At 63.3% G+C, this 16,972-nt stretch carries 17 protein-coding genes; 3 read left to right on the top strand and 14 right to left on the bottom strand.

Annotation, left to right across the window (positions count from 1 at the left end; all coding sequences use genetic code 11):
• Positions 1-329: 329 nt before the first annotated feature.
• Genes HMPREF3092_RS08505 through HMPREF3092_RS08480 form a run of 6 tightly spaced genes read right to left on the bottom strand, consistent with a single transcriptional unit; the run spans position 330 to position 4,156 of the window.
• On the bottom strand, positions 330-1,211 hold the full coding sequence (locus tag HMPREF3092_RS08505; protein ID WP_070424582.1) for an SseB family protein: 882 nt from the start codon (positions 1,209-1,211) through the stop codon (positions 330-332).
• A complete protein-coding gene (gene priA, locus HMPREF3092_RS08500; RefSeq protein ID WP_061943602.1) occupies positions 1,208-1,945 on the bottom strand; it encodes a bifunctional 1-(5-phosphoribosyl)-5-((5-phosphoribosylamino)methylideneamino)imidazole-4-carboxamide isomerase/phosphoribosylanthranilate isomerase PriA in 738 nt (245 codons plus the stop codon). The genes HMPREF3092_RS08505 and priA overlap by 4 nt, the downstream gene beginning before the upstream one ends.
• A gap of 8 nt (positions 1,946-1,953) precedes the next feature.
• On the bottom strand, positions 1,954-2,574 hold the full coding sequence (hisH, locus tag HMPREF3092_RS08495) for an imidazole glycerol phosphate synthase subunit HisH (RefSeq protein ID WP_062019590.1): 621 nt from the start codon (positions 2,572-2,574) through the stop codon (positions 1,954-1,956).
• Positions 2,571-3,167, bottom strand: a complete 597-nt coding sequence (locus tag HMPREF3092_RS08490) for a hypothetical protein (RefSeq protein ID WP_061943596.1) — start codon at positions 3,165-3,167, stop codon at positions 2,571-2,573. Before HMPREF3092_RS08490 ends, hisH begins: the two co-directional genes overlap by 4 nt.
• The gene (gene hisB, locus HMPREF3092_RS08485) at positions 3,164-3,769 is read right to left on the bottom strand and encodes an imidazoleglycerol-phosphate dehydratase HisB (RefSeq protein ID WP_019174909.1); all 606 of its coding nucleotides are present in this window, start codon (positions 3,767-3,769) and stop codon (positions 3,164-3,166) included. The genes HMPREF3092_RS08490 and hisB overlap by 4 nt, the downstream gene beginning before the upstream one ends.
• 54 nt (positions 3,770-3,823) lie before the next feature.
• On the bottom strand, positions 3,824-4,156 hold the full coding sequence (locus tag HMPREF3092_RS08480) for a LysM peptidoglycan-binding domain-containing protein (RefSeq protein WP_019174908.1): 333 nt from the start codon (positions 4,154-4,156) through the stop codon (positions 3,824-3,826).
• 270 nt (positions 4,157-4,426) lie between these two features.
• Between HMPREF3092_RS08480 and lexA the strand changes: the two genes are divergently transcribed.
• Entirely contained in the window at positions 4,427-5,179 is a 753-nt protein-coding gene (lexA, locus tag HMPREF3092_RS08475; protein ID WP_070424580.1) for a transcriptional repressor LexA, read from the top strand.
• Here lexA and HMPREF3092_RS08470 read toward each other — a convergent pair.
• Complete coding sequence (locus HMPREF3092_RS08470; RefSeq protein WP_070424579.1) at positions 5,176-7,143, bottom strand: ATP-dependent DNA helicase; 1,968 nt, start codon at positions 7,141-7,143, stop codon at positions 5,176-5,178. The genes lexA and HMPREF3092_RS08470 overlap by 4 nt on opposite strands.
• Positions 7,140-8,873, bottom strand: coding sequence for a GTPase HflX (gene hflX / locus HMPREF3092_RS08465; RefSeq protein ID WP_070424578.1), 1,734 nt, complete (start codon positions 8,871-8,873; stop codon positions 7,140-7,142). The genes HMPREF3092_RS08470 and hflX overlap by 4 nt, the downstream gene beginning before the upstream one ends.
• 61 nt (positions 8,874-8,934) lie before the next feature.
• On the opposite strand from hflX, the gene HMPREF3092_RS08460 reads away from it, so the two are divergent.
• Positions 8,935-9,552, top strand: a complete 618-nt coding sequence (locus HMPREF3092_RS08460) for a class I SAM-dependent methyltransferase (RefSeq protein ID WP_070424577.1) — start codon at positions 8,935-8,937, stop codon at positions 9,550-9,552.
• A gap of 61 nt (positions 9,553-9,613) precedes the next feature.
• Here HMPREF3092_RS08460 and dapF read toward each other — a convergent pair whose 3' ends face one another.
• Genes dapF through miaB form a run of 4 tightly spaced genes read right to left on the bottom strand, consistent with a single transcriptional unit; the run spans position 9,614 to position 13,576 of the window.
• Positions 9,614-10,522, bottom strand: coding sequence for a diaminopimelate epimerase (gene dapF / locus HMPREF3092_RS08455; RefSeq protein ID WP_070424576.1), 909 nt, complete (start codon positions 10,520-10,522; stop codon positions 9,614-9,616).
• On the bottom strand, positions 10,519-11,442 hold the full coding sequence (miaA, locus tag HMPREF3092_RS08450; RefSeq protein ID WP_070424575.1) for a tRNA (adenosine(37)-N6)-dimethylallyltransferase MiaA: 924 nt from the start codon (positions 11,440-11,442) through the stop codon (positions 10,519-10,521). The genes dapF and miaA overlap by 4 nt, the downstream gene beginning before the upstream one ends.
• Positions 11,439-12,041, bottom strand: a complete 603-nt coding sequence (locus tag HMPREF3092_RS08445) for a hypothetical protein (protein WP_141737999.1) — start codon at positions 12,039-12,041, stop codon at positions 11,439-11,441. The genes miaA and HMPREF3092_RS08445 overlap by 4 nt, the downstream gene beginning before the upstream one ends.
• 47 nt (positions 12,042-12,088) lie before the next feature.
• Positions 12,089-13,576 (bottom strand): tRNA (N6-isopentenyl adenosine(37)-C2)-methylthiotransferase MiaB, encoded by a 1,488-nt coding sequence (gene miaB, locus HMPREF3092_RS08440; protein WP_070424573.1) that lies wholly within the window; start codon positions 13,574-13,576, stop codon positions 12,089-12,091.
• A gap of 86 nt (positions 13,577-13,662) precedes the next feature.
• Here miaB and HMPREF3092_RS08435 point away from each other — a divergent pair, with 86 nt between their 5' ends.
• The gene (locus HMPREF3092_RS08435; RefSeq protein WP_070424572.1) at positions 13,663-15,177 is read left to right on the top strand and encodes a phytoene desaturase family protein; all 1,515 of its coding nucleotides are present in this window, start codon (positions 13,663-13,665) and stop codon (positions 15,175-15,177) included.
• A 41-nt stretch (positions 15,178-15,218) separates the two neighbouring features.
• Here HMPREF3092_RS08435 and HMPREF3092_RS08430 read toward each other — a convergent pair whose 3' ends face one another.
• Both HMPREF3092_RS08430 and recA read right to left on the bottom strand, forming a co-directional pair.
• The gene (locus tag HMPREF3092_RS08430) at positions 15,219-15,788 is read right to left on the bottom strand and encodes a regulatory protein RecX (RefSeq protein WP_019174898.1); all 570 of its coding nucleotides are present in this window, start codon (positions 15,786-15,788) and stop codon (positions 15,219-15,221) included.
• The gene (gene recA / locus HMPREF3092_RS08425; RefSeq protein ID WP_061943569.1) at positions 15,781-16,857 is read right to left on the bottom strand and encodes a recombinase RecA; all 1,077 of its coding nucleotides are present in this window, start codon (positions 16,855-16,857) and stop codon (positions 15,781-15,783) included. The genes HMPREF3092_RS08430 and recA overlap by 8 nt, the downstream gene beginning before the upstream one ends.
• Positions 16,858-16,972 lie beyond the last annotated feature (115 nt).

Here is a 16,972-nt window from a genome sequence, read left to right as displayed (position 1 = left end):
GGAGTATTTGTTGCTAAAGCGTGGGCGCAGGTGCAGAGCTCTGTCAGAAGCCGCAGAACAAGGTGAACGCTCGAAGCCAGCCCGGGCGGCACCTCGTGTGCCATGCCAAAGGACTGCCCGCAACCTGCAGCGCGAAAACACCGCTTAGCCGGAATCTGCGCCTTAGCCGCACACAAACACCCCTAAGCCGGAATCTTCGCCTTAGCAGCCACTGCCAACCGGAGTATTTGTTGCTAAAGCGTGGGCGCAGGTGCTGGGTCCCTGACATAGGGGCTCGGCATCACATGACGTCGCGGCTAATGGCCTTTGGGCTCAGCGCAGCGTGATGATCAGCGGACCGTGATGGTCAGGGAATCGACCCGGTCAACGATGATGGGGTGCTCGGCCAGGCGGGCTTGGAAAGCACTGAAATCAGGTTCGCCGTCGAGGGTGAGAACAATTGCCAGTTCGGGCCCGCCCGTGACAATCCTCTGGCTGCCGGGACCTGCGCCTACAGATGCGATCCACGAAAACTGCGCCGCGATGTCGCCGATGGCCTGCGCGACTTCTCTGTCGGCCCACGAAGGCGTCCATTCGTGTCCCTGCACAAAGGCCCACAGAGCGGGCCTGCGTAGCAGAAAGGCGTGTGCGCTGCCCGGGTCGATGATGACCAGCTGCGAGCCTTCATCTACCGCGCCCAAGCCCAGCCGCTCAGCTTCGATCGGCACAGGCCTAGCCTGAGTCCCCCATTGAGTGAGAAGGGGAATCGAAGTGAAGCAAGGCGTGGCCTCGCGGCCGTCTTCCGATGACAGGCGCACCATGGCCATGTCCGAGCTGTTATCGACCATGAGCCCGTGTTCGCCCACAGATTTGCTGAGAGCCTCGGGAAGAATCGGCGCATAAACACGCGAGTTCTTCAGCGCCTCGACTACCCCGATGTGGGCGGCAGGGTCAAAAGGATTGGCCGTGGCGGCTTCAAGCGCCGCCGTCACCCGCGGGTCAGCTTCACCGGTATCGCCAGAGAAGGGGTTGGGTTTGAGCTCGCGGCCCTTCCACGCGGTTCCCGCGGAGTCAGTCTGATTTCCGGCCCCGGCAGAGTCGGCCTGGTTACCCTCTCCCCCAGAGCCAACCTGACCGTCAGGCGACGCAGAACCGTCTGGGCTCGCAGCGCTGCCGAACATGCCCTTGAGGTGTTCGGGCAGCTGGGGCTGGTCGGGCGTGCCGTTTGTCATGGACGACCAGCGACCTCGAGTGCTTCGCTCATGGTGAATCGGCCGGCGTAGAGAGCCTTGCCGATGATGGCGGAGTCAACACCAGCGGGTACGAGCTTGCGCAGAGCAGCGAGGTCATCAAGCGACGAGATCCCACCGGAAGCGGTAACCGGCGTGCCGGTGGTGCTTGCAATCTTCTGCAGAAGCTCCGTGTTGGGACCGCTGAGAGTACCGTCGGTGTTGATGTCGGTGACAACGTAGCGCGAGCATCCGGCGGCCTGGAGTTCGTCGATGACATCCCACAGGCTGCGGCCTTCCTTCGTCCAGCCCCGGCCGGCAAGCATTTCGCCGCGAACGTCAAGCCCGACTGCAACGGCGTCACCGTGCTGACGGATGATGTCGGCCGTCCATTCGGGGTTTTCGATAGCTGCCGTACCGATGTTGACGCGAGCTGCACCGATTTCGAGGGCGGCTTCGAGTGCCGCAGTATCGCGAATACCACCGGAGAGTTCGACCTTGAGGTCGACCGAAGCGATGAGCTCCTTGATGATGGCCCGGTTGTCACCGCGGCCGAAAGCAGCGTCAAGGTCGACGAGATGGAGCCATTCCGCTCCGGCTTCTTGGAACTTCAGCGCGTTTTCCAGCGGCTGGCCGTAGTCGGTTTCGGTGCCGGCTTCACCCTGGTGCAAGCGGACGGCTTTGCCGTCGACGATGTCGACTGCGGGAAAGAGCACAAGGCGGTCTGCTTCAGTCACTGATTCTCCTATATGTGGGAAGCGTCGAGGCTGTCAATCCAATTGGCAAGGAGCTTCAGACCTGCCCGACCGGACTTTTCTGGGTGGAACTGCACCGCGCTGAGCGGCCCGTCCTCAACAGCGGCTATGAACTTTTCACCGTGTTCGGCATACGTCGCCTCCCCTGTGCTGGGTGCTGTGTGCGCTGCATAGGAGTGGACGAAGTAGAAGTGCTCGTCGGTGATTCCATTGAACAGCAGCGAACCTGCTGGCGGCTGCACCGTTGTCCACCCCATGTGGGGAACAACGGGGGCTGAAAGCTTGGTGACGGAGCCGTTCCACAGGCCAAGACCTTCTGCGGTCACTCCGTGTTCGGTACCCTGCTCGAACATGACCTGCAGGCCCACGCAGATGCCCAATACCGGCATTCCGCGTTCGAGCCTGTCGGCGATGATTGCCGGAGCTCCGACTGCGCGCAGTTCGTCCATAACCGACGCAAAAGCGCCAACGCCCGGGACGACGAGGCCGTCTGCTGCCAGCAGGTACTGCGGCTGTGCGGTCAGATGGACCTGCGCGCCGGCGGCTTCAAGCGCCCGGACTGCGGAGCGCACATTGCCCGATCCGGCGTCGAGAACCGCAACGGTGGTCATTTTCTGCGCCCCAGCAGCTTGTTGATGCGGAACAGGCTCACGCCGAAGACACCGGCCGCCAGCGCGGTGGCGATCCACATGTACCAAGGGCCGCTGAGAGCAACAACAGCGCCGATGACCAGTGCGACGAATGCAACTGCGGCGACGATCATCCAGACGATTGCGGTGCGCGCAATTGCGGCACGAGCGCCCGTCATAGTCAGTGCGCTTGCCTGCATCTTGCTGATATCAGCCGTGTGCTGCGCGCCTTCGATGTCAGCGGGATCTGCCTGCCCCAGAAGCAGACGCTCGACGTCTTCGGGGAGGTTCTGCAGGGCCAGGCCCGCCGGTACTTCTGACTGACGCTTGCCCCCGCGGTAGTGGCCGGAGGCGATGGCGTCGTCTTCACGGACAAGCAGAAGAACTTCGTAACGGCCAGCCATCTTCGACAGCTTCTGGGTGACTTCGGTGGCGTGTTCGCGGCTGGCGTCGTCAAGAACAATGGCCGAAAAGCCGCCGACGGGCACGACAGAACCCCGAATATCGCTCAACACGCAAGCGGCTGCAAGCTGTTTGGGGTCGCCGAAGGGTGTGACTACGAGTGCTGTGTTCACAGGGCCCCCTTGGTGGAGGGAATAGCTCCACCAGTGCGCGGGTCGGCTTCAAGCGCCATGCGCAGAGCGCGAGCAAAGGCCTTGAATTCAGCTTCTGCAATGTGGTGCGGGTCCCGACCGGCAACAAGTGTGAGGTGGACGGTCAGGCCCGCGTTGATGGAAAGAGATTCAAGGGCGTGGCTGACCATGGAGCCCGTGAAGTGTCCGCCGATCATGGCGTACTGGAAGCCTTCGGGTTCGCCGGTGTGAACGAAGTACGGGCGGCCGCTGATGTCGACAACAGCCTGCGCGAGTGCTTCATCCAAAGGAACTGCCGCGTCGCCGTAGCGGCGGATGCCCGCTTTGTCTCCGACAGCGTCTTTCAGTGCCCAGCCGATGGTGATGGCGGTGTCTTCGACCGTGTGGTGAACATCGATTTCGATGTCGCCTTCGGCTTTGACCGTCAGGTCGCACAGGGAGTGGCGAGCCAGCGCGTCAAGCATGTGGTCGTAGAAAGGGACTCCGGTTGAGATGTCGGATTTCCCTGTTCCGTCGAGATCAATTGTGACGTCGACCTTGGATTCACTGGTGTGACGTGACGCCGTCCCGATCCTCTGGGCCATCAATCCTCGTTTCCATTCGGCTAATGCTGACCGCGCGGCGCGGTCAGGCCAATCCTATCGGGAGGGAACGAGGATGCGCTGGCCAGGGTGAACCGTGGAAGAGTCCAGACCGTTCATGTCGACGATGGCGGTCAGAACGTCACGAACGTCTTCCCCACCAGCGGAGTCACGGGCGATTTCCCACAGTGACTGGCCTTCTTCGACGATGACCATCTGGGTGTCTTCCGCATAGAGCGGTTCCGCATTCGAGGCCGAAGCCTCTGACCGGATGAAGAGGACGGCGCACAGAGCTACCGCAGCGATGACAGCGAGAGCCGCCATGCGCCGCACCCAAAAGATCCGGCCTTCCCTTACCGAACGGTGCGGTGCGCGAGTGAGCGTGTGCATTCTTCCTCCTAACACAGCCAGAGCCTTCGGCCCCGACAATGCGATGTGGCGTACGGCCGCTTGCCCCACGGCCATTCGCATTATTCGAACTGATGTTCTAAGACACACATTAGAACACAATCCAATGTTTGTCGAACATCTATGTGAAAATGGATTCGAACACTGCATCCGATTTCCACTGTTCAGAGCTTCCCACGAGGCACTGACATAACCGGCTCCAAGCTTCTGACCTGCAGTAATGTCAGGGGTTCGGGGCGAGAGGACTGAGTCATGACACAGTCGCGTCGCACTCGCGGCCGCCCACGTGACACCGAAGTGGCCAAGGAGGTCAGCTCGTTCCGCAAGCGCCGTGACAGCGAGTCTCCCCTGCCGGTCGCTTCAGCTGCCGCGGACGACCGTTCGCTGTCGGCCCGCCAGCGTCAGGTGCTCGAGACGATCGAGGCGTCCGTGCACAGCAACGGATATCCCCCGAGCATGCGTGAGATCGGCAAGGCCGTCGGCCTTGCTTCCCTTTCGTCTGTTGCGCACCAGCTCAACCAGCTGGAAAAGCTCGGCTATCTGCGCCGCGATCCCAAACGTCCGCGTGCTATCGAAGTAGTCAATCCGGCTGAGGTCGTTGAAACGCCGGCAGCGGACACATCGGCGAACGCCGCCGCCATTCCCGTGGTCGGTCGCATTGCCGCCGGCGGCCCCATCACGGCCGAACAGAATGTGGACGACGTTTTCGTCCTGCCTCGCCAGGTTGTCGGCGCCGGTGACAACCTGTTCCTGCTCAACGTGGTCGGCGATTCGATGATCGATGCGGCCATCTGCCACGGCGACTGGGTGGTTGTGCGCAGTCAGCCGACCGCCGAGAACGGCGAAATCGTCGCAGCCCTACTGGACGACGAAGCAACGGTCAAAACGCTCAAGCGCAAGGACGGCAAGCAGTGGCTGCTGCCGCAGAACCCGGACTACGAACCCATTGACGGCACCTTTGCCACCATCATGGGCGTCGTAACGGCCGTCATCCGCCGCGTCTAGTCTTCCGGTTTGAGTCTTTCGAGAGCCCCGCGGACCACCGCGGGGCTTTCTGTCGTCCACATGGGCGGCAAGGTCGCCATGAGGAAGTTCGCGTAGCGGGCCGTGCGCAGTCGCGAATCGAGCACCGCGACAACTCCGCGGTCGGAAGTTGAGCGGATAAGCCTCCCGGCCCCCTGCGCCAGCTTGAGAGCAGCGTGAGTTGCGGAGACGGCCATGAAGCCGTTGGCACCTCGGCGGGCGGCGGCTTCCGTCCGCGCAGTGGCCAGCGGATCGTCAGGACGGGGAAAGGGAATCCTGTCGATCAGCACAAGGCGGCAGGCGTCCCCGGGGACGTCCACTCCCTGCCACAGAGAAATGGTGCCGAACAGACTCGACTCGGCGTCAGAGCTGAAGGACCGCACGAGGCTGCCAAGCCCATCTTCGCCCTGCAATAGGATCGGCAAGTCGGTGTTCTCACGCATGTATTCGGCGGCCTGTTCGGCGGCGGCTTTCGATGAGAACAGCCCGAGCGCTCCCCCGCGAGAGGCTTCAATGAGTTCCCGCAGCTCTTCAAGCTGTTCGACGTTGAGGCCCCCTCGGCCGGGTTTGGGCAGATGGCCGGCAACGTAGAGGATGCCCTGTTTGGGGTACTCGAAGGGTGAGCCCACGTCGAGACTGTCGTAGCGCGGACTGTCGGGGCCCTCCAGACCAAGAGAGGCGGCGACCGGTTCAAAACGACCGCCAAGAGCCAGGGTTGCTGAGGTTGCGACGACGGTCGCCTCTTCGAACAGGCCGCGGCGCATGGTGCCGGCAACGGACAGCGGAGCGATGACGAGGCTGACGGTTTCCGTGCCCCGGAACGAATTCCGGCTGACCCAGACGACGTCGTTGGCGCTGCCGTCGGTCATGCGCTCCGCGAGGTCGAAGACCTCCTGAATGCGAGCGCGCGCCACTGTCAGGCCGGAGTCTGCCTCTTTGCCGCGTTCTGCGTCACCGCATGCGCTCAGCAGCGTGCGAGCGCTGTCGCGCAGAGCCACGACCGCGTCCTGCAGAGGTTCTGGCCACATCCGCAGCAGACCGGCTTCGGCCTGGTCGAGCGCATCCGCAAACGAGGTGCGCGCGGTATCGAAATCACTCAGCGCCGCCGGTGTTGCACCGGTGTGTTTCCGTGCCGCCGAGTGCGCCGCTGACAGCATCGCGTCGGTCAGGCTGCCGGTAAGGGCAGACGTCACGCGGTCGCGCAGTTCGTGGGCTTCGTCGATGATGACAGCCGAATGGGACGGCAGCACCGAGTTTTCGCCGAAGGCGTCGATCGCCAGCAGGGCGTGGTTGGTGACGACGACATCTGCACCCGAGGCCTTTGTCCGTGCCAGTTCCGCCCAGCACTCTTCGACCATGGGGCATTTTTGGCCCAGGCAGTCGTAGGCGTTGACGGACACGTGCGACCATGTGCGGTCGGAGACTCCGGGCACCAAGTCGTCGCGGTCGCCCGTGTCAGTGGACTGTTCCCACGATCGGATGCGGGCGATCTCGGATTCCAGGGCGCTCATGGATCCGCCCCGGTGTGCCGCGTCGTCAGCTCCCATGTCGAACAGGAGCCCCGCCTCGTCATCCGGGTATCCCCCGGCGAGTTTGTGTTTGCACAGGTAGTTCCGCCGCCCCTTGAGCACAGCCGCACTCGGCCGGCGGCCTAAGTCTTCACGCAGGGCTTTGGCCAACCGCGGGATGTCCCGGTCGACGATCTGCGCCTGCAGCGCAAGCGTTGCGGTGGAGACGATGACACGTTCACCAGAGCCGACGGCGTAGCGCACCGCGGGCACGAGGTATCCCAGGGATTTTCCCGTCCCGGTTCCCGCCTGCACCAGCAGGTGCGTTTCGCTTTCCAGAGCCGAGTTCACAGCCTCAGCCATCTGCTGCTGGCCCTCGCGGGGACTGCCGTTGAGTGCGGCGACGGCCTTCTCCAGCAGTCCCGCGACGTCCTTCATTCGCGGTCCCCCGCCGGATCATCCCCCGAGGTGGGATCAGGTGAGACACGGTCTGGCGAGGTGGTCTCGGCGTCGGGGGTCGGCACCTCGTACGAGGTGGACTCAGGTGAGTCGGGCACCTGCCCCGGGATGCTGTCCTCGGCTGATCCGGCACCGGCAAACATGTCGGGCCGGCGGAAGGGTTCGAGCTGGGCGGCGAGTTCGCCGTTGACGAAAGCGTGGACGACGGTGCCGTCGTCAATGTGTTCGATGCGCTCGATTTCACCGTCTTCGTGCACAGCCGAGAGCAGGTCGCCGCGGTTATAGGGAATGAGGACGGTGAGTTCGTATTCGGGGTGCGGGAGCGCTTCTGCGATGGCGGTGCGCAGAATGTCGAGACCCTCACCGGTGTGTGCGGAGACCGCCACCGCGCCGGGGTGGCGGCGCATGAGGCGGGCGACGGCGTCGGGCTCAGCGATATCGGCCTTGTTGATGACGATGAGTTCGGGCACGGAAGGGTCGACGACATCGGCGAGGACGTCGTGGACAGCTGCGATCTGCCCTTCCGGGTCGGGGTGCGAACCGTCGACCACGTGGAGCAGAACATCGGCCTGCCCGGCCTCTTCCAGGCTGGAGCGGAACGCTTCGACCAGCTGGTGCGGAAGATTGCGCACGAAGCCGACCGTGTCGGTCAGGGTGTAGGTGCGGCCGTCTTCGGCCTCGGCGGCGCGGACGGTCGGGTCGAGGGTGGCGAACAGGACGTTCTGCACCATGACCCCGGCGTCCGTCAGCCGGTTGAGCAGGCTCGACTTGCCAGCGTTGGTGTAGCCGACGATCGCGACCGAGGGGATGCGGTTGCGTTTGCGGGAGGAGCGTTTGACCTCGCGGGCCGGGGTCATTTTGGCGATGTCGCGGCGCAGCTTCGCCATGCGCTTGCGGATGCGGCGACGGTCGAGTTCGATCTGGGTTTCACCGGGACCGCGCGAACCGATTCCGGCACCGCCTGCCACCTGGCCACCGGCCTGACGCGACATGGATTCACCCCAGCCGCGCAGACGCGGCAGCAGGTATTCCAGCTGTGCGAGTTCGACCTGTGCCTTGCCTTCGCGACTTTTGGCGTGTTGGGCGAAGATGTCGAGGATAAGCGCCACCCGGTCTACGACCTTCACCTTGACGACGTCTTCCAGTGCACGGCGCTGGGACGGTGCGAGTTCAGAGTCGAAGATGACGGTGTCAGCGCCGACGGCATTTACGATTTCGGCGAGTTCGCGTGCCTTGCCGCGGCCTAAGTAGGTGGCCGGATCCGGGGTGTCGCGGCGTTGAATGACACCGTCGAGGACAGTCGAGCCGGCAGTTTCGGCAAGTGCTGCGAGTTCGCGCAGAGAGTCTTCGGCGGCTTCGGCCGTGCCTTCCGTGTACACCCCGGCGAGCACCACATTCTCCAGGCGGACGTCGCGGTATTCGACTTCCGTGACGTCTTCGAGTTCCGTCGACAGACCGGCCACACGGCGCAGTGCGGCACGCTCCTGGACGTCGAAGTTGGTGTCGTCGTCAGCGGCGAGTTCCGCTGCTGTGAGCGATGAGTCGGCCCGCGACAGGACGCGGTTGAGGATGTCGTCTTCGCGGGTGGGCTGTGTTTTCGGGGAGCCGGGGGTCTTGCCCGAGGTGCCGGGGCGGGTTTCGTCGGGACCCGAGGTGCCGGGGGTCTTGCCCGAGGTGCCGGGGGTCGAAAGTTCGTCTTCTTCTCGCATTGCCGCCCATTGTCCCACAGGGCGCAGTTTTCGGTGCCGCGAGCGCGTAGGCTTGGATGCCGTGAGCGAGCACTACTTTTCTTCCGCCCCAAACGCACAGTCACGTCCGCGCCCACTTGAGGTGCGCCTGGCCGGTCACGACCTGACAGTCACAACGGACGCCGGCGTGTTCTCGCCCGGCCGCGTGGACAAGGGCACCGCGGTCCTTCTGGACCGCCTGCCCGAGGTGCCCGCCGGCAACCTGCTGGACATGGGGTGCGGCTGGGGTCCGATCGCGCTGCACGCCGGTCTCGCCGCCCGTGACGCCGGGACGGACACCCGCATCTGGGCTCTCGATGTCAACGAACGCTCACTCGAACTGACGAAGAAGAACGCCGCCGAGGCGGGGCTCAGCTCGATCCGCCCCGTCACCGCCGAACAGATCCCAGACGATGTCCGCTTCGACGCGATTTGGTCCAACCCGCCGATCCGCGTGGGCAAAGACGTGCTGCACGAACTTCTTCTGACCTGGCTGCCCCGACTGACGCCCGGCGGGGAAGCACTCCTCGTTGTAGCCAAAAACCTCGGCTCAGACTCGCTGCAGAAGTGGATGCAGGAAAACCTGCCCGAGGGCTTCACCATTTCCCGCGCTGCATCATCTAAGGGGTTCCGGATCCTTTCGGCTGTCGCGCCGGAGTGACGACTGCCCACGGCAGCAACTCAGACGCACGGACACCACGTCGGCCTCGCGCTGACAGCTCTCAGAGAAGCGAAGCCTCTGCCGTAAGAACAGCGGGCCCGGACAGGACCGCATAGTCGTCCTCCACCTCGACGAGCACTGTCCCGCCCGGCTGGGTGACAAGCCACTCCCGAGGTGCCGCCTTCCCAGCCCAGTGGCTAGCGGCCAGAGCCGCCGCACACGCCCCGGTGCCGCACGCGCGGGTCTCCCCGACACCTCGCTCGTAGACCCGCATACTCAGGTGCCCCGCCTTCTGCAGTCGAGGATCAGTGACCTCGGGCGCGGGCCCCTGTTCGATGACAATGAACTCGACGTTCGTGCCGTCCGGCGGCACGGGCTGGACCTCGGGTGGTTTGCGCAGGTCAAGGGCCTCAAGCTCAGATGCTTGGGCCACAGCGACGACGGTGTGCGGGTTCTCCATATCGACACTCGCCGCGGGCCTGGGTGGACGGAGGTTGGCCACAGCAGCAAAGGCGTCATCGGTAATCGGTTTGGGCCCGCGGGGCAGACGAACGCGATACCACGTGGCTGCGTCGGCGTTATGTGCGGAACCGGCAGCGTTGGCGAAAGGACTTGCGGTCGTTTCGACCGTTACGGGGCCGACAGCTGTTCCGATCACGAGCTTCTCCCCGGTCTGCAGCCCAGTTTCACGTAGGAAATGAGTGAAGACCCGCACCCCGTTGCCGCACATTTCCGCTGGTGAGCCATCCGCGTTGCGGTAGTCCATGTACCACTGAGCGCCGGCCTCTTCAGCGGCGCGAGCCGCGGGAGTGTCGATCGAGCCGATGCTCGCAGCGCGAATGACACCGTCGGCGCCGATGCCGGTTCGGCGGTCGCAGACGGCGGCAATTGCGTGAGGTTCGAGCCTGACGGTGTCGTCGGCGTACAGGAGGAAGTCGTTTTCAGTTCCGTGCCCCTTGGTGAGTTTCATGCGGTCTCCTGCCTGTCGATGATGCTCACTGCCTGTTCAAAAAGCTCTGGACTGTCGGCGTCCAGCCAGTGGATGCGCGGGTCACGTTTGAACCAGGTTTCCTGTCGTTTGGCGAACTGGCCGGTGCGGATGATGGTCTGCTGGGTGGCCTCGTCGAGTGTCATGGTGCCGCGCACATAGGCGATCAGCTGACGGTAGCCGATCGCAGCTGCCGCGGTTGTTGATTCCTCGATTCCCGCGGTGATGAGCGCGCGAACTTCATCAACCCAGCCGTCATCAATCATGCGGTGAACGCGGGTGCTGATACGTTCGCGCAGTTCGTCACGGTTCATGCGCAGGCCGATCTGCACCGTCGGCATGGCGTAGGTGTATTCGGGCAGGTGCGATGTGAAGGTTTCGCCGGTCAGCGCTATGACTTCCAGGGCGCGCACGATGCGCCGGGAGTCTTCGATTTTGATCTTCGCCCCGGCTTCCGGGTCGAGTTCCGTCAGCAGAGCGTGAAGATCGCGTGTACCGTCGAGTTCAGCAATCCGCTCCAAACGCGAGCGCAGACTGGGATCTGTGCCCGGGAAGTTCATGACGTCGGTTGCCGCACGCACGTAAAGACCAGAGCCGCCCACCAGGATGGGCTGCACGCCGCGGGACCGCATATCTGCAATGAGTTCGCGAGCCTGCTGTTGGAATTCGCTGACGCTGGCGTCTTGGGTCACGTCGAGAACATCGAGCAAGTGGTGTGGCACTCCCCTGGTTTCGGCCGGCGTGATTTTGGCGGTGCCGATGTCCATACCGCGGTAGAACTGCATGGCATCGGCGTTGATGATTTCGCCGCCGTAGTGTTCGGCAAGGCGCACCGCGAGGTCCGATTTACCGGTTGCCGTTGCGCCGACGATGTTGATGACCGGACGGACTGGAGCTGTCACGGAAACTCCATTCGCAACACGGCCGTGCGAGTGCCGAGGGTTTCTGCGTCGAAGTCAACGTGGACGTCGGGTTGGCCGTGAGCGCTCAGAAGTCTCTGCAGCGACTCGGTGTTGGACGCGTAGGTTCGAGCATCCCGTGCAGCGTGAGTCAGGGCTTGGGCTTGACCAGCTTGGATGGCCTCCATGAGTGCCCGGTCGTGTTCTGGCGCGCCTTCGACGGGGGCCAGGGGCCCATCTGGGGTCGAGGTGGCAGAGAAGTCGAAGGTGATGAGTGCGGCTTGTGCGCGGTCCGGTGGGACGGGGGTCAGCTCCGCCTCGACCGCCAGCAGTGCTGCGGAGCCGGCGCGGGCGCAGGCGTCTTGGACAGCCTGCCGAGAGGCATCATCGGCCAGTTCAGCGACCGCGGCCTGCCATGCGCTTCCGGTGAGGAGCTGTCCCGTGCGCATGTCGACGCCTCGGTCGATGCCGTAGGGCCCGAGCCCCACAAGCGGGGTGTCAGCGTCTATGCCGATTTCTGTGCTTTCGCCCGCGGCCCAGGTGATCGCTGTGAGCATGGCTTGGCGCAGCGTGTCTTCCGCTGGTGTCCGGGTGCGTGTCACGCCGGCCGTGTACACCGGCGCGGCAGGGACAACGGCGGCGCGGAAGGTCATCGTGTGCGGATGGTCGGCATGCCCAGGACAGTGGGGCCGGCGGGGCCTGCTGAGCTGGGACCTGCACCGCAGCTGTCTGCCTGCGCGAGGTCCCAAGCGTCGCCGGCCGGGGACGTGCGCAAGGTGTACGGGGCATCCGCGATGAGGAAGTAGGGCTTGGCCTCCGTCAGGGTGGTGGTGACGAAGTCACCCGGGCGCACAGGAGTGTCCGGGTCGGCTTTGACGTGCACCAGCCGGTTGTCCCGGGCGCGGCCTGAGAACCTGCCGTGTTCCTCATCGGGCAGTCCGGTCACGAGGATTTCAGCTTCCGTGCCGACCAGCGCCTGGTTCTCTTCCAGGGAGATGCGGTCCTGCAGAGCGGTCAGACGTTCGAAGCGCTCCTGGACGACGTCCTTGGGGATCTGGTTGTCCATTTCAGCCGCCGGGGTGCCGGGGCGGATGGAGTACTGGAAGGTGAAGGCCTGGGCGAAGCGGGCCTGTTCGACGATGTCCATCGTGCCCTGGAAGTCCTCTTCGGTTTCTCCGGGGAAGCCGACGATGATGTCGGTGGTGATGGCGGCGTTCGGGATGCGTTCGCGCACTTTGTCGAGGATGCCCATGAACCGTTTGGTGCGGTAGGAGCGGCGCATGTCTTTGAGGACTTTGTCCGATCCGGACTGCAGGGGCATGTGCAGCTGCGGCATGACGGTGGGGGTTTCGGCCATGGCGTCGATGACGTCGTCGGAGAATGCGGCCGGGTGTGGGCTGGTGAAGCGCACGCGCTCGATTCCGGGAACCTGGCCGACGGCGCGCAGCAGCTTGGCGAATGCGCCCTTGTCGCGGAATTCGGTGCCGTAGGAGTTGACGTTCTGACCCAGCAGGGTCACTTCGACAACGCCTTCGGCCGCGAGTGCTTCGACTTCGGCGAGGATGTCACCGGGACGGCGGTCTTTTTCTTTGCCGCGCAGCGCCGGGACGATGCAGAAGGTGCACGTGTTGTTGCAGCCGACTGAGATCGACACCCAGCCGGAGTGGGTGGATTCGCGGCGAGTGGGCAGGGTTGAGGGGAAGACGTCGAGGCTTTCTTTGATCTCGACTTGTGCTTCCTGGTTGTGGCGGGCCCGTTCCAGCAGCACCGGCAGGGAGCCCATGTTGTGGGTGCCGAAGACCACGTCGACCCAGGGGGCGCGTTTGATAATGGTGTCGCGGTCTTTCTGCGCCATGCAGCCGCCGACGGCAATCTGCATGCCGGGGCGCTGTTCTTTAACTTCGGCCAGACGGCCGAGGTTCCCGTAGAGCCGGTTGTCGGCGTTTTCGCGTACCGCGCAGGTGTTGAAGACGACGATGTCTGCCTGTTCGCCGGCATCCGCTGGGGAGTATCCGGCATCGTCAAGGAGCCCCGAGAGCCGTTCGGAGTCGTGCACGTTCATTTGGCACCCGTAGGTTTTGACCTCGTAGGTGCGCGGGTGTGCGGTTGCTGTGTCAGTCATCGTTGCCTCAGTCATCAGGCGTCATTCTAGCCGTTGGGCGTGTGGGTCCTGCAGTGTCGTGTGGCCGGTGGCGCTGCCGTCGCTGTGGGATACTGCGCACCATGAGCAGCGAGTGTCCTGACGTTGTTGTCATCGGTTCGGGCCCGAATGGTTTGGCGGCTGCTGTGACGGCGGCCCGCGCCGGCCTGCAGGTTGTGGTGTATGAAGCTCAGCCGACCATCGGCGGTGGGGCGCGCACTGCGGACCTGGGTTTGGCTGATGGTGTTGTGCACGATGTATGTTCGGCTGTTCATCCGCTTGCTGTTGTTTCGCCTTTCTTTGCTGCTTTTGATCTGCCTTCCCGAGGTGTTGATCTGCTTCTGCCGGAAGCCTCCTACGCGCATCCGCTTGAGGATAAGCCTGCCGCGGTTGCGTGGCACAGTCTCGATCGGACGGCTGCCGAACTGGGTGTTGACGGTTCTCGTTGGCGTGATCTGTTCTTGCCTTTGCTTGAAGCCCCCGATGCGGTGGTTGCACTGGGTCTGGGGTCGAAGCGCGGGGTGCCGCGTGAGGTTCTGAACGCCCGAGGTGCCGCTGCGGCCGCGAGCTTTGTTGGTTCGGTGGCCAAGGTCGCACGGACCGGAGGTTCGGGATTGTTTTCTGGTACTCGGGCTCGTGCGCTGTTGGGTGGGGTGGCCGCCCACTCCCCTGGGCGGCTTGGAACGCTTTCATCAGCGGGTGTGGGACTTATGCTCGCGATGACGGGTCACTTGGGCGGTTGGCCAATTCCACAAGGTGGTTCTCAGGCGATTGTGGATGCTCTTGTGGCGGATATTGAGGCCCATGGCGGTTCGTTTGTCACGGGTGCTCATATTTCCGATTCTTCCCAGCTACCGCCGGCGCGGGCCTATCTGTGCGATACGACTGCAGAGGCTGCTGCAGAAATCTTTGCCGAGCATCTGCCTGCTTCGGTGAAGAGGAGCTTGCGGTCTCTTGGGCATGACGGCGGTGTTGCCAAGGTTGACTTCGTGCTGTCGGGCCCTGTTCCGTGGCGTGATCAGAATGTCGGGAGGGCCGGTACGGTGCACCTGGGTGGCACGTGGTCGGAAATCGCTGCATCACAGCACGCGGTCTCCCGAGGTGTGATGCCGCCGTCGCCTCTGGTTCTTGCGAGTGATCCGACGGTTGCCGATCCTTCGCGTGAGGTGGGCGGCCTGCGCCCACTGTGGACCTATGCGCATGTGCCCTTGGGGTGTTCCATTGACGTTACGGAGCACGTGGTCCGACAGGTTGAGCGTTTTGCTCCTGGTTTCCGCGATGTTGTTGTTGCTTCGCGTTGTGTTCCTGCGTCAAGGATGAGTGAGCACAACGCGAATTATGTTGGCGGTGACATTGCGGCTGGCAGTGTTGACGCTTACCGCCTTGTGGCCCGGCCGCGGCTGGCCTGGGATCCCTATTCTTTTGGCATGGTTCGCACTGTCAATGGGATGACGGCACGGGTTGCCCTGTGTTCAGCGGCTGCCGTACCCGGCCCCGGCGTGCATGGTGTTTGCGGTTATGAGGCAATGCGCACGGTGCTGCGCAAAACCTTCGGCATAAACGAGAGCATCAGCTTGAGTCCGCGGTCTGGCAGCTGACATTTGAGTGGTTAGCCCCTGCGCACGCCCAGCCGGCGACGTCAGACTTCGTCGAGTGCTCGTCGTGTGACGTCAAGGCAGATGCCCGTGGGGAATCCGCGACGAGCGAGCATGCCGAGGATTCTGCGTTCCCGGACTTCTCTGGGAAGCCCGCGGGTGCTGTGTGCCTTTTTCATGGCGACAGAGAACGCGAGTTCGTGTTCGTCTTCCGCTTGGACGTCATCAAGCGCTTCTGCCACGGCACCGTCAGGCAGACCCTTTTTGCGCATCTGCAGACGCAGAGCTTTTTTCGACAGGCTTCGACGCTGTCGTTGGGCGCGCACGTAGCCGTGGGCGTAGGCCCTGTCATCAAGCAGGTTCGCGTTGGTGAGTTTGTCGATCAGGGTGTCGACGACGTCTTCGGGGTGTTCTTTCTTCAGCAGTTTGTCGCGCAGTTCAGCTGAGGAATGGTCGCGGGCACTGAGGATGTTGAGTGCCCGTTTTTTGGCCCGCTTGTACTCAGGGTCGTCTGAGGGGATGCGGTAGTCGTCGCGATTCCCCGCGGCGTGTTCCGCGGAGATCGCGTCGATTTGGTCCTGCAGCTGGCGAACAGTGCCAACTGTGTCAGGCATTGGCCGGAGTCTCCTCCTGGTCTTCCGCAGCTTCTTCGGAACCGACGATGCCCAGCTTGGTCAGGATCTTCAGTTCGATTTCGTCACGCAGGTCTGGGTTGTCCGCAAGGAAGCGGCGCACGTTCTCCTTGCCCTGACCCAGCTGGTCACCGTCATAGGTGAACCAGGAACCGGATTTGCGGATGATTCCGTTGTCGACACCCATGTCGATGATGCTGCCTTCGCGGGAAATTCCCTTGCCGTAGATGATGTCGAATTCGGCCTGCTTGAAAGGCGGAGCAACCTTGTTCTTGACGACCTTCGCGCGGGTCTTGTTGCCGACTGCGTCCGCGCCCTCCTTGAGTGTTTCGATGCGGCGGACGTCAATGCGCACGGAAGCGTAGAACTTCAGGGCCTTACCTCCGGAGGTGACTTCGGGTGAACCGAAGAAGACGCCGACCTTTTCACGCAGCTGGTTGATGAAGATCGCGGTGGTCTTGGAGTTTGCGAGAGCACCGGTGATCTTACGCAGTGCCTGCGACATGAGTCGGGCCTGCAGACCGACGTGGGAGTCACCCATTTCGCCTTCGATTTCAGCCTTGGGAACAAGAGCTGCAACGGAGTCGATGACGATGATGTCAAGGGCACCGGAGCGGATGAGCATGTCCGCAATTTCGAGTGCCTGTTCACCGGTGTCAGGCTGAGACACAAGAAGGTTGTCGGTATCGACGCCGAGAGCCTTGGCGTATACCGGGTCGAGCGCGTGTTCAGCGTCGATGAACGCCGCGATGCCGCCGGCCTTCTGGGCGCTTGCCACAGCGTGGAGGGCGACCGTGGTCTTACCGGACGATTCCGGTCCGTAGATTTCGATGACACGGCCGCGCGGGAGACCGCCGACACCGAGCGCTACGTCGAGTGCGAGCGAACCGGTGGGAATCGCTTCGATGGGCGGACGCTGGTCGTCACCCAAACGCATAACTGCGCCCTTGCCATACTGGCGGTCAATCTGCCCCAGAGCCGAGTCAAGAGCTTTCGCCTTCTGTTCCGCCGCACGCTCTTCAGCGGTGCGGGATGCTGGCTTTTCTGCCATGGATCCTCCTCATTGGACGTTGTGCTCTGACTGTAGACCGAGGCACTGACATAGAAAATGCCGAACCGAAAGCTGTGGATAACTTTTTTCGACGGCATGACAACAATACATCGAC

Source organism: Brevibacterium sp. HMSC24B04, from assembly GCF_001806835.1.
Taxonomy (GTDB): Bacteria; Actinomycetota; Actinomycetes; order Actinomycetales; family Brevibacteriaceae; genus Brevibacterium; species Brevibacterium ravenspurgense.
Note: the sequence above shows the minus strand (reverse complement) of the source record. Positions and strands in the feature narration are given on the sequence as shown.

What these genes read in the sequence shown, in the direction of transcription:
- HMPREF3092_RS08505 (WP_070424582.1), bottom strand. Translation starts at nt 1,211, where the DNA reads ATGACAAACGGCACGCCCGACCAGCCCCAGCTGCCCGAACACCTCAAG.
- hisH (WP_062019590.1), bottom strand. Translation starts at nt 2,574, where the DNA reads ATGACCACCGTTGCGGTTCTCGACGCCGGATCGGGCAATGTGCGCTCC.
- hisB (WP_019174909.1), bottom strand. Translation starts at nt 3,769, where the DNA reads ATGGCCCAGAGGATCGGGACGGCGTCACGTCACACCAGTGAATCCAAG.
- HMPREF3092_RS08480 (WP_019174908.1), bottom strand. Translation starts at nt 4,156, where the DNA reads ATGCACACGCTCACTCGCGCACCGCACCGTTCGGTAAGGGAAGGCCGG.
- lexA (WP_070424580.1), top strand. Translation starts at nt 4,427, where the DNA reads ATGACACAGTCGCGTCGCACTCGCGGCCGCCCACGTGACACCGAAGTG.
- HMPREF3092_RS08470 (WP_070424579.1), bottom strand. Translation starts at nt 7,143, where the DNA reads ATGAAGGACGTCGCGGGACTGCTGGAGAAGGCCGTCGCCGCACTCAAC.
- hflX (WP_070424578.1), bottom strand. Translation starts at nt 8,873, where the DNA reads ATGCGAGAAGAAGACGAACTTTCGACCCCCGGCACCTCGGGCAAGACC.
- dapF (WP_070424576.1), bottom strand. Translation starts at nt 10,522, where the DNA reads ATGAAACTCACCAAGGGGCACGGAACTGAAAACGACTTCCTCCTGTAC.
- miaB (WP_070424573.1), bottom strand. Translation starts at nt 13,576, where the DNA reads ATGACTGAGGCAACGATGACTGACACAGCAACCGCACACCCGCGCACC.
- HMPREF3092_RS08435 (WP_070424572.1), top strand. Translation starts at nt 13,663, where the DNA reads ATGAGCAGCGAGTGTCCTGACGTTGTTGTCATCGGTTCGGGCCCGAAT.
- HMPREF3092_RS08430 (WP_019174898.1), bottom strand. Translation starts at nt 15,788, where the DNA reads ATGCCTGACACAGTTGGCACTGTTCGCCAGCTGCAGGACCAAATCGAC.
- recA (WP_061943569.1), bottom strand. Translation starts at nt 16,857, where the DNA reads ATGGCAGAAAAGCCAGCATCCCGCACCGCTGAAGAGCGTGCGGCGGAA.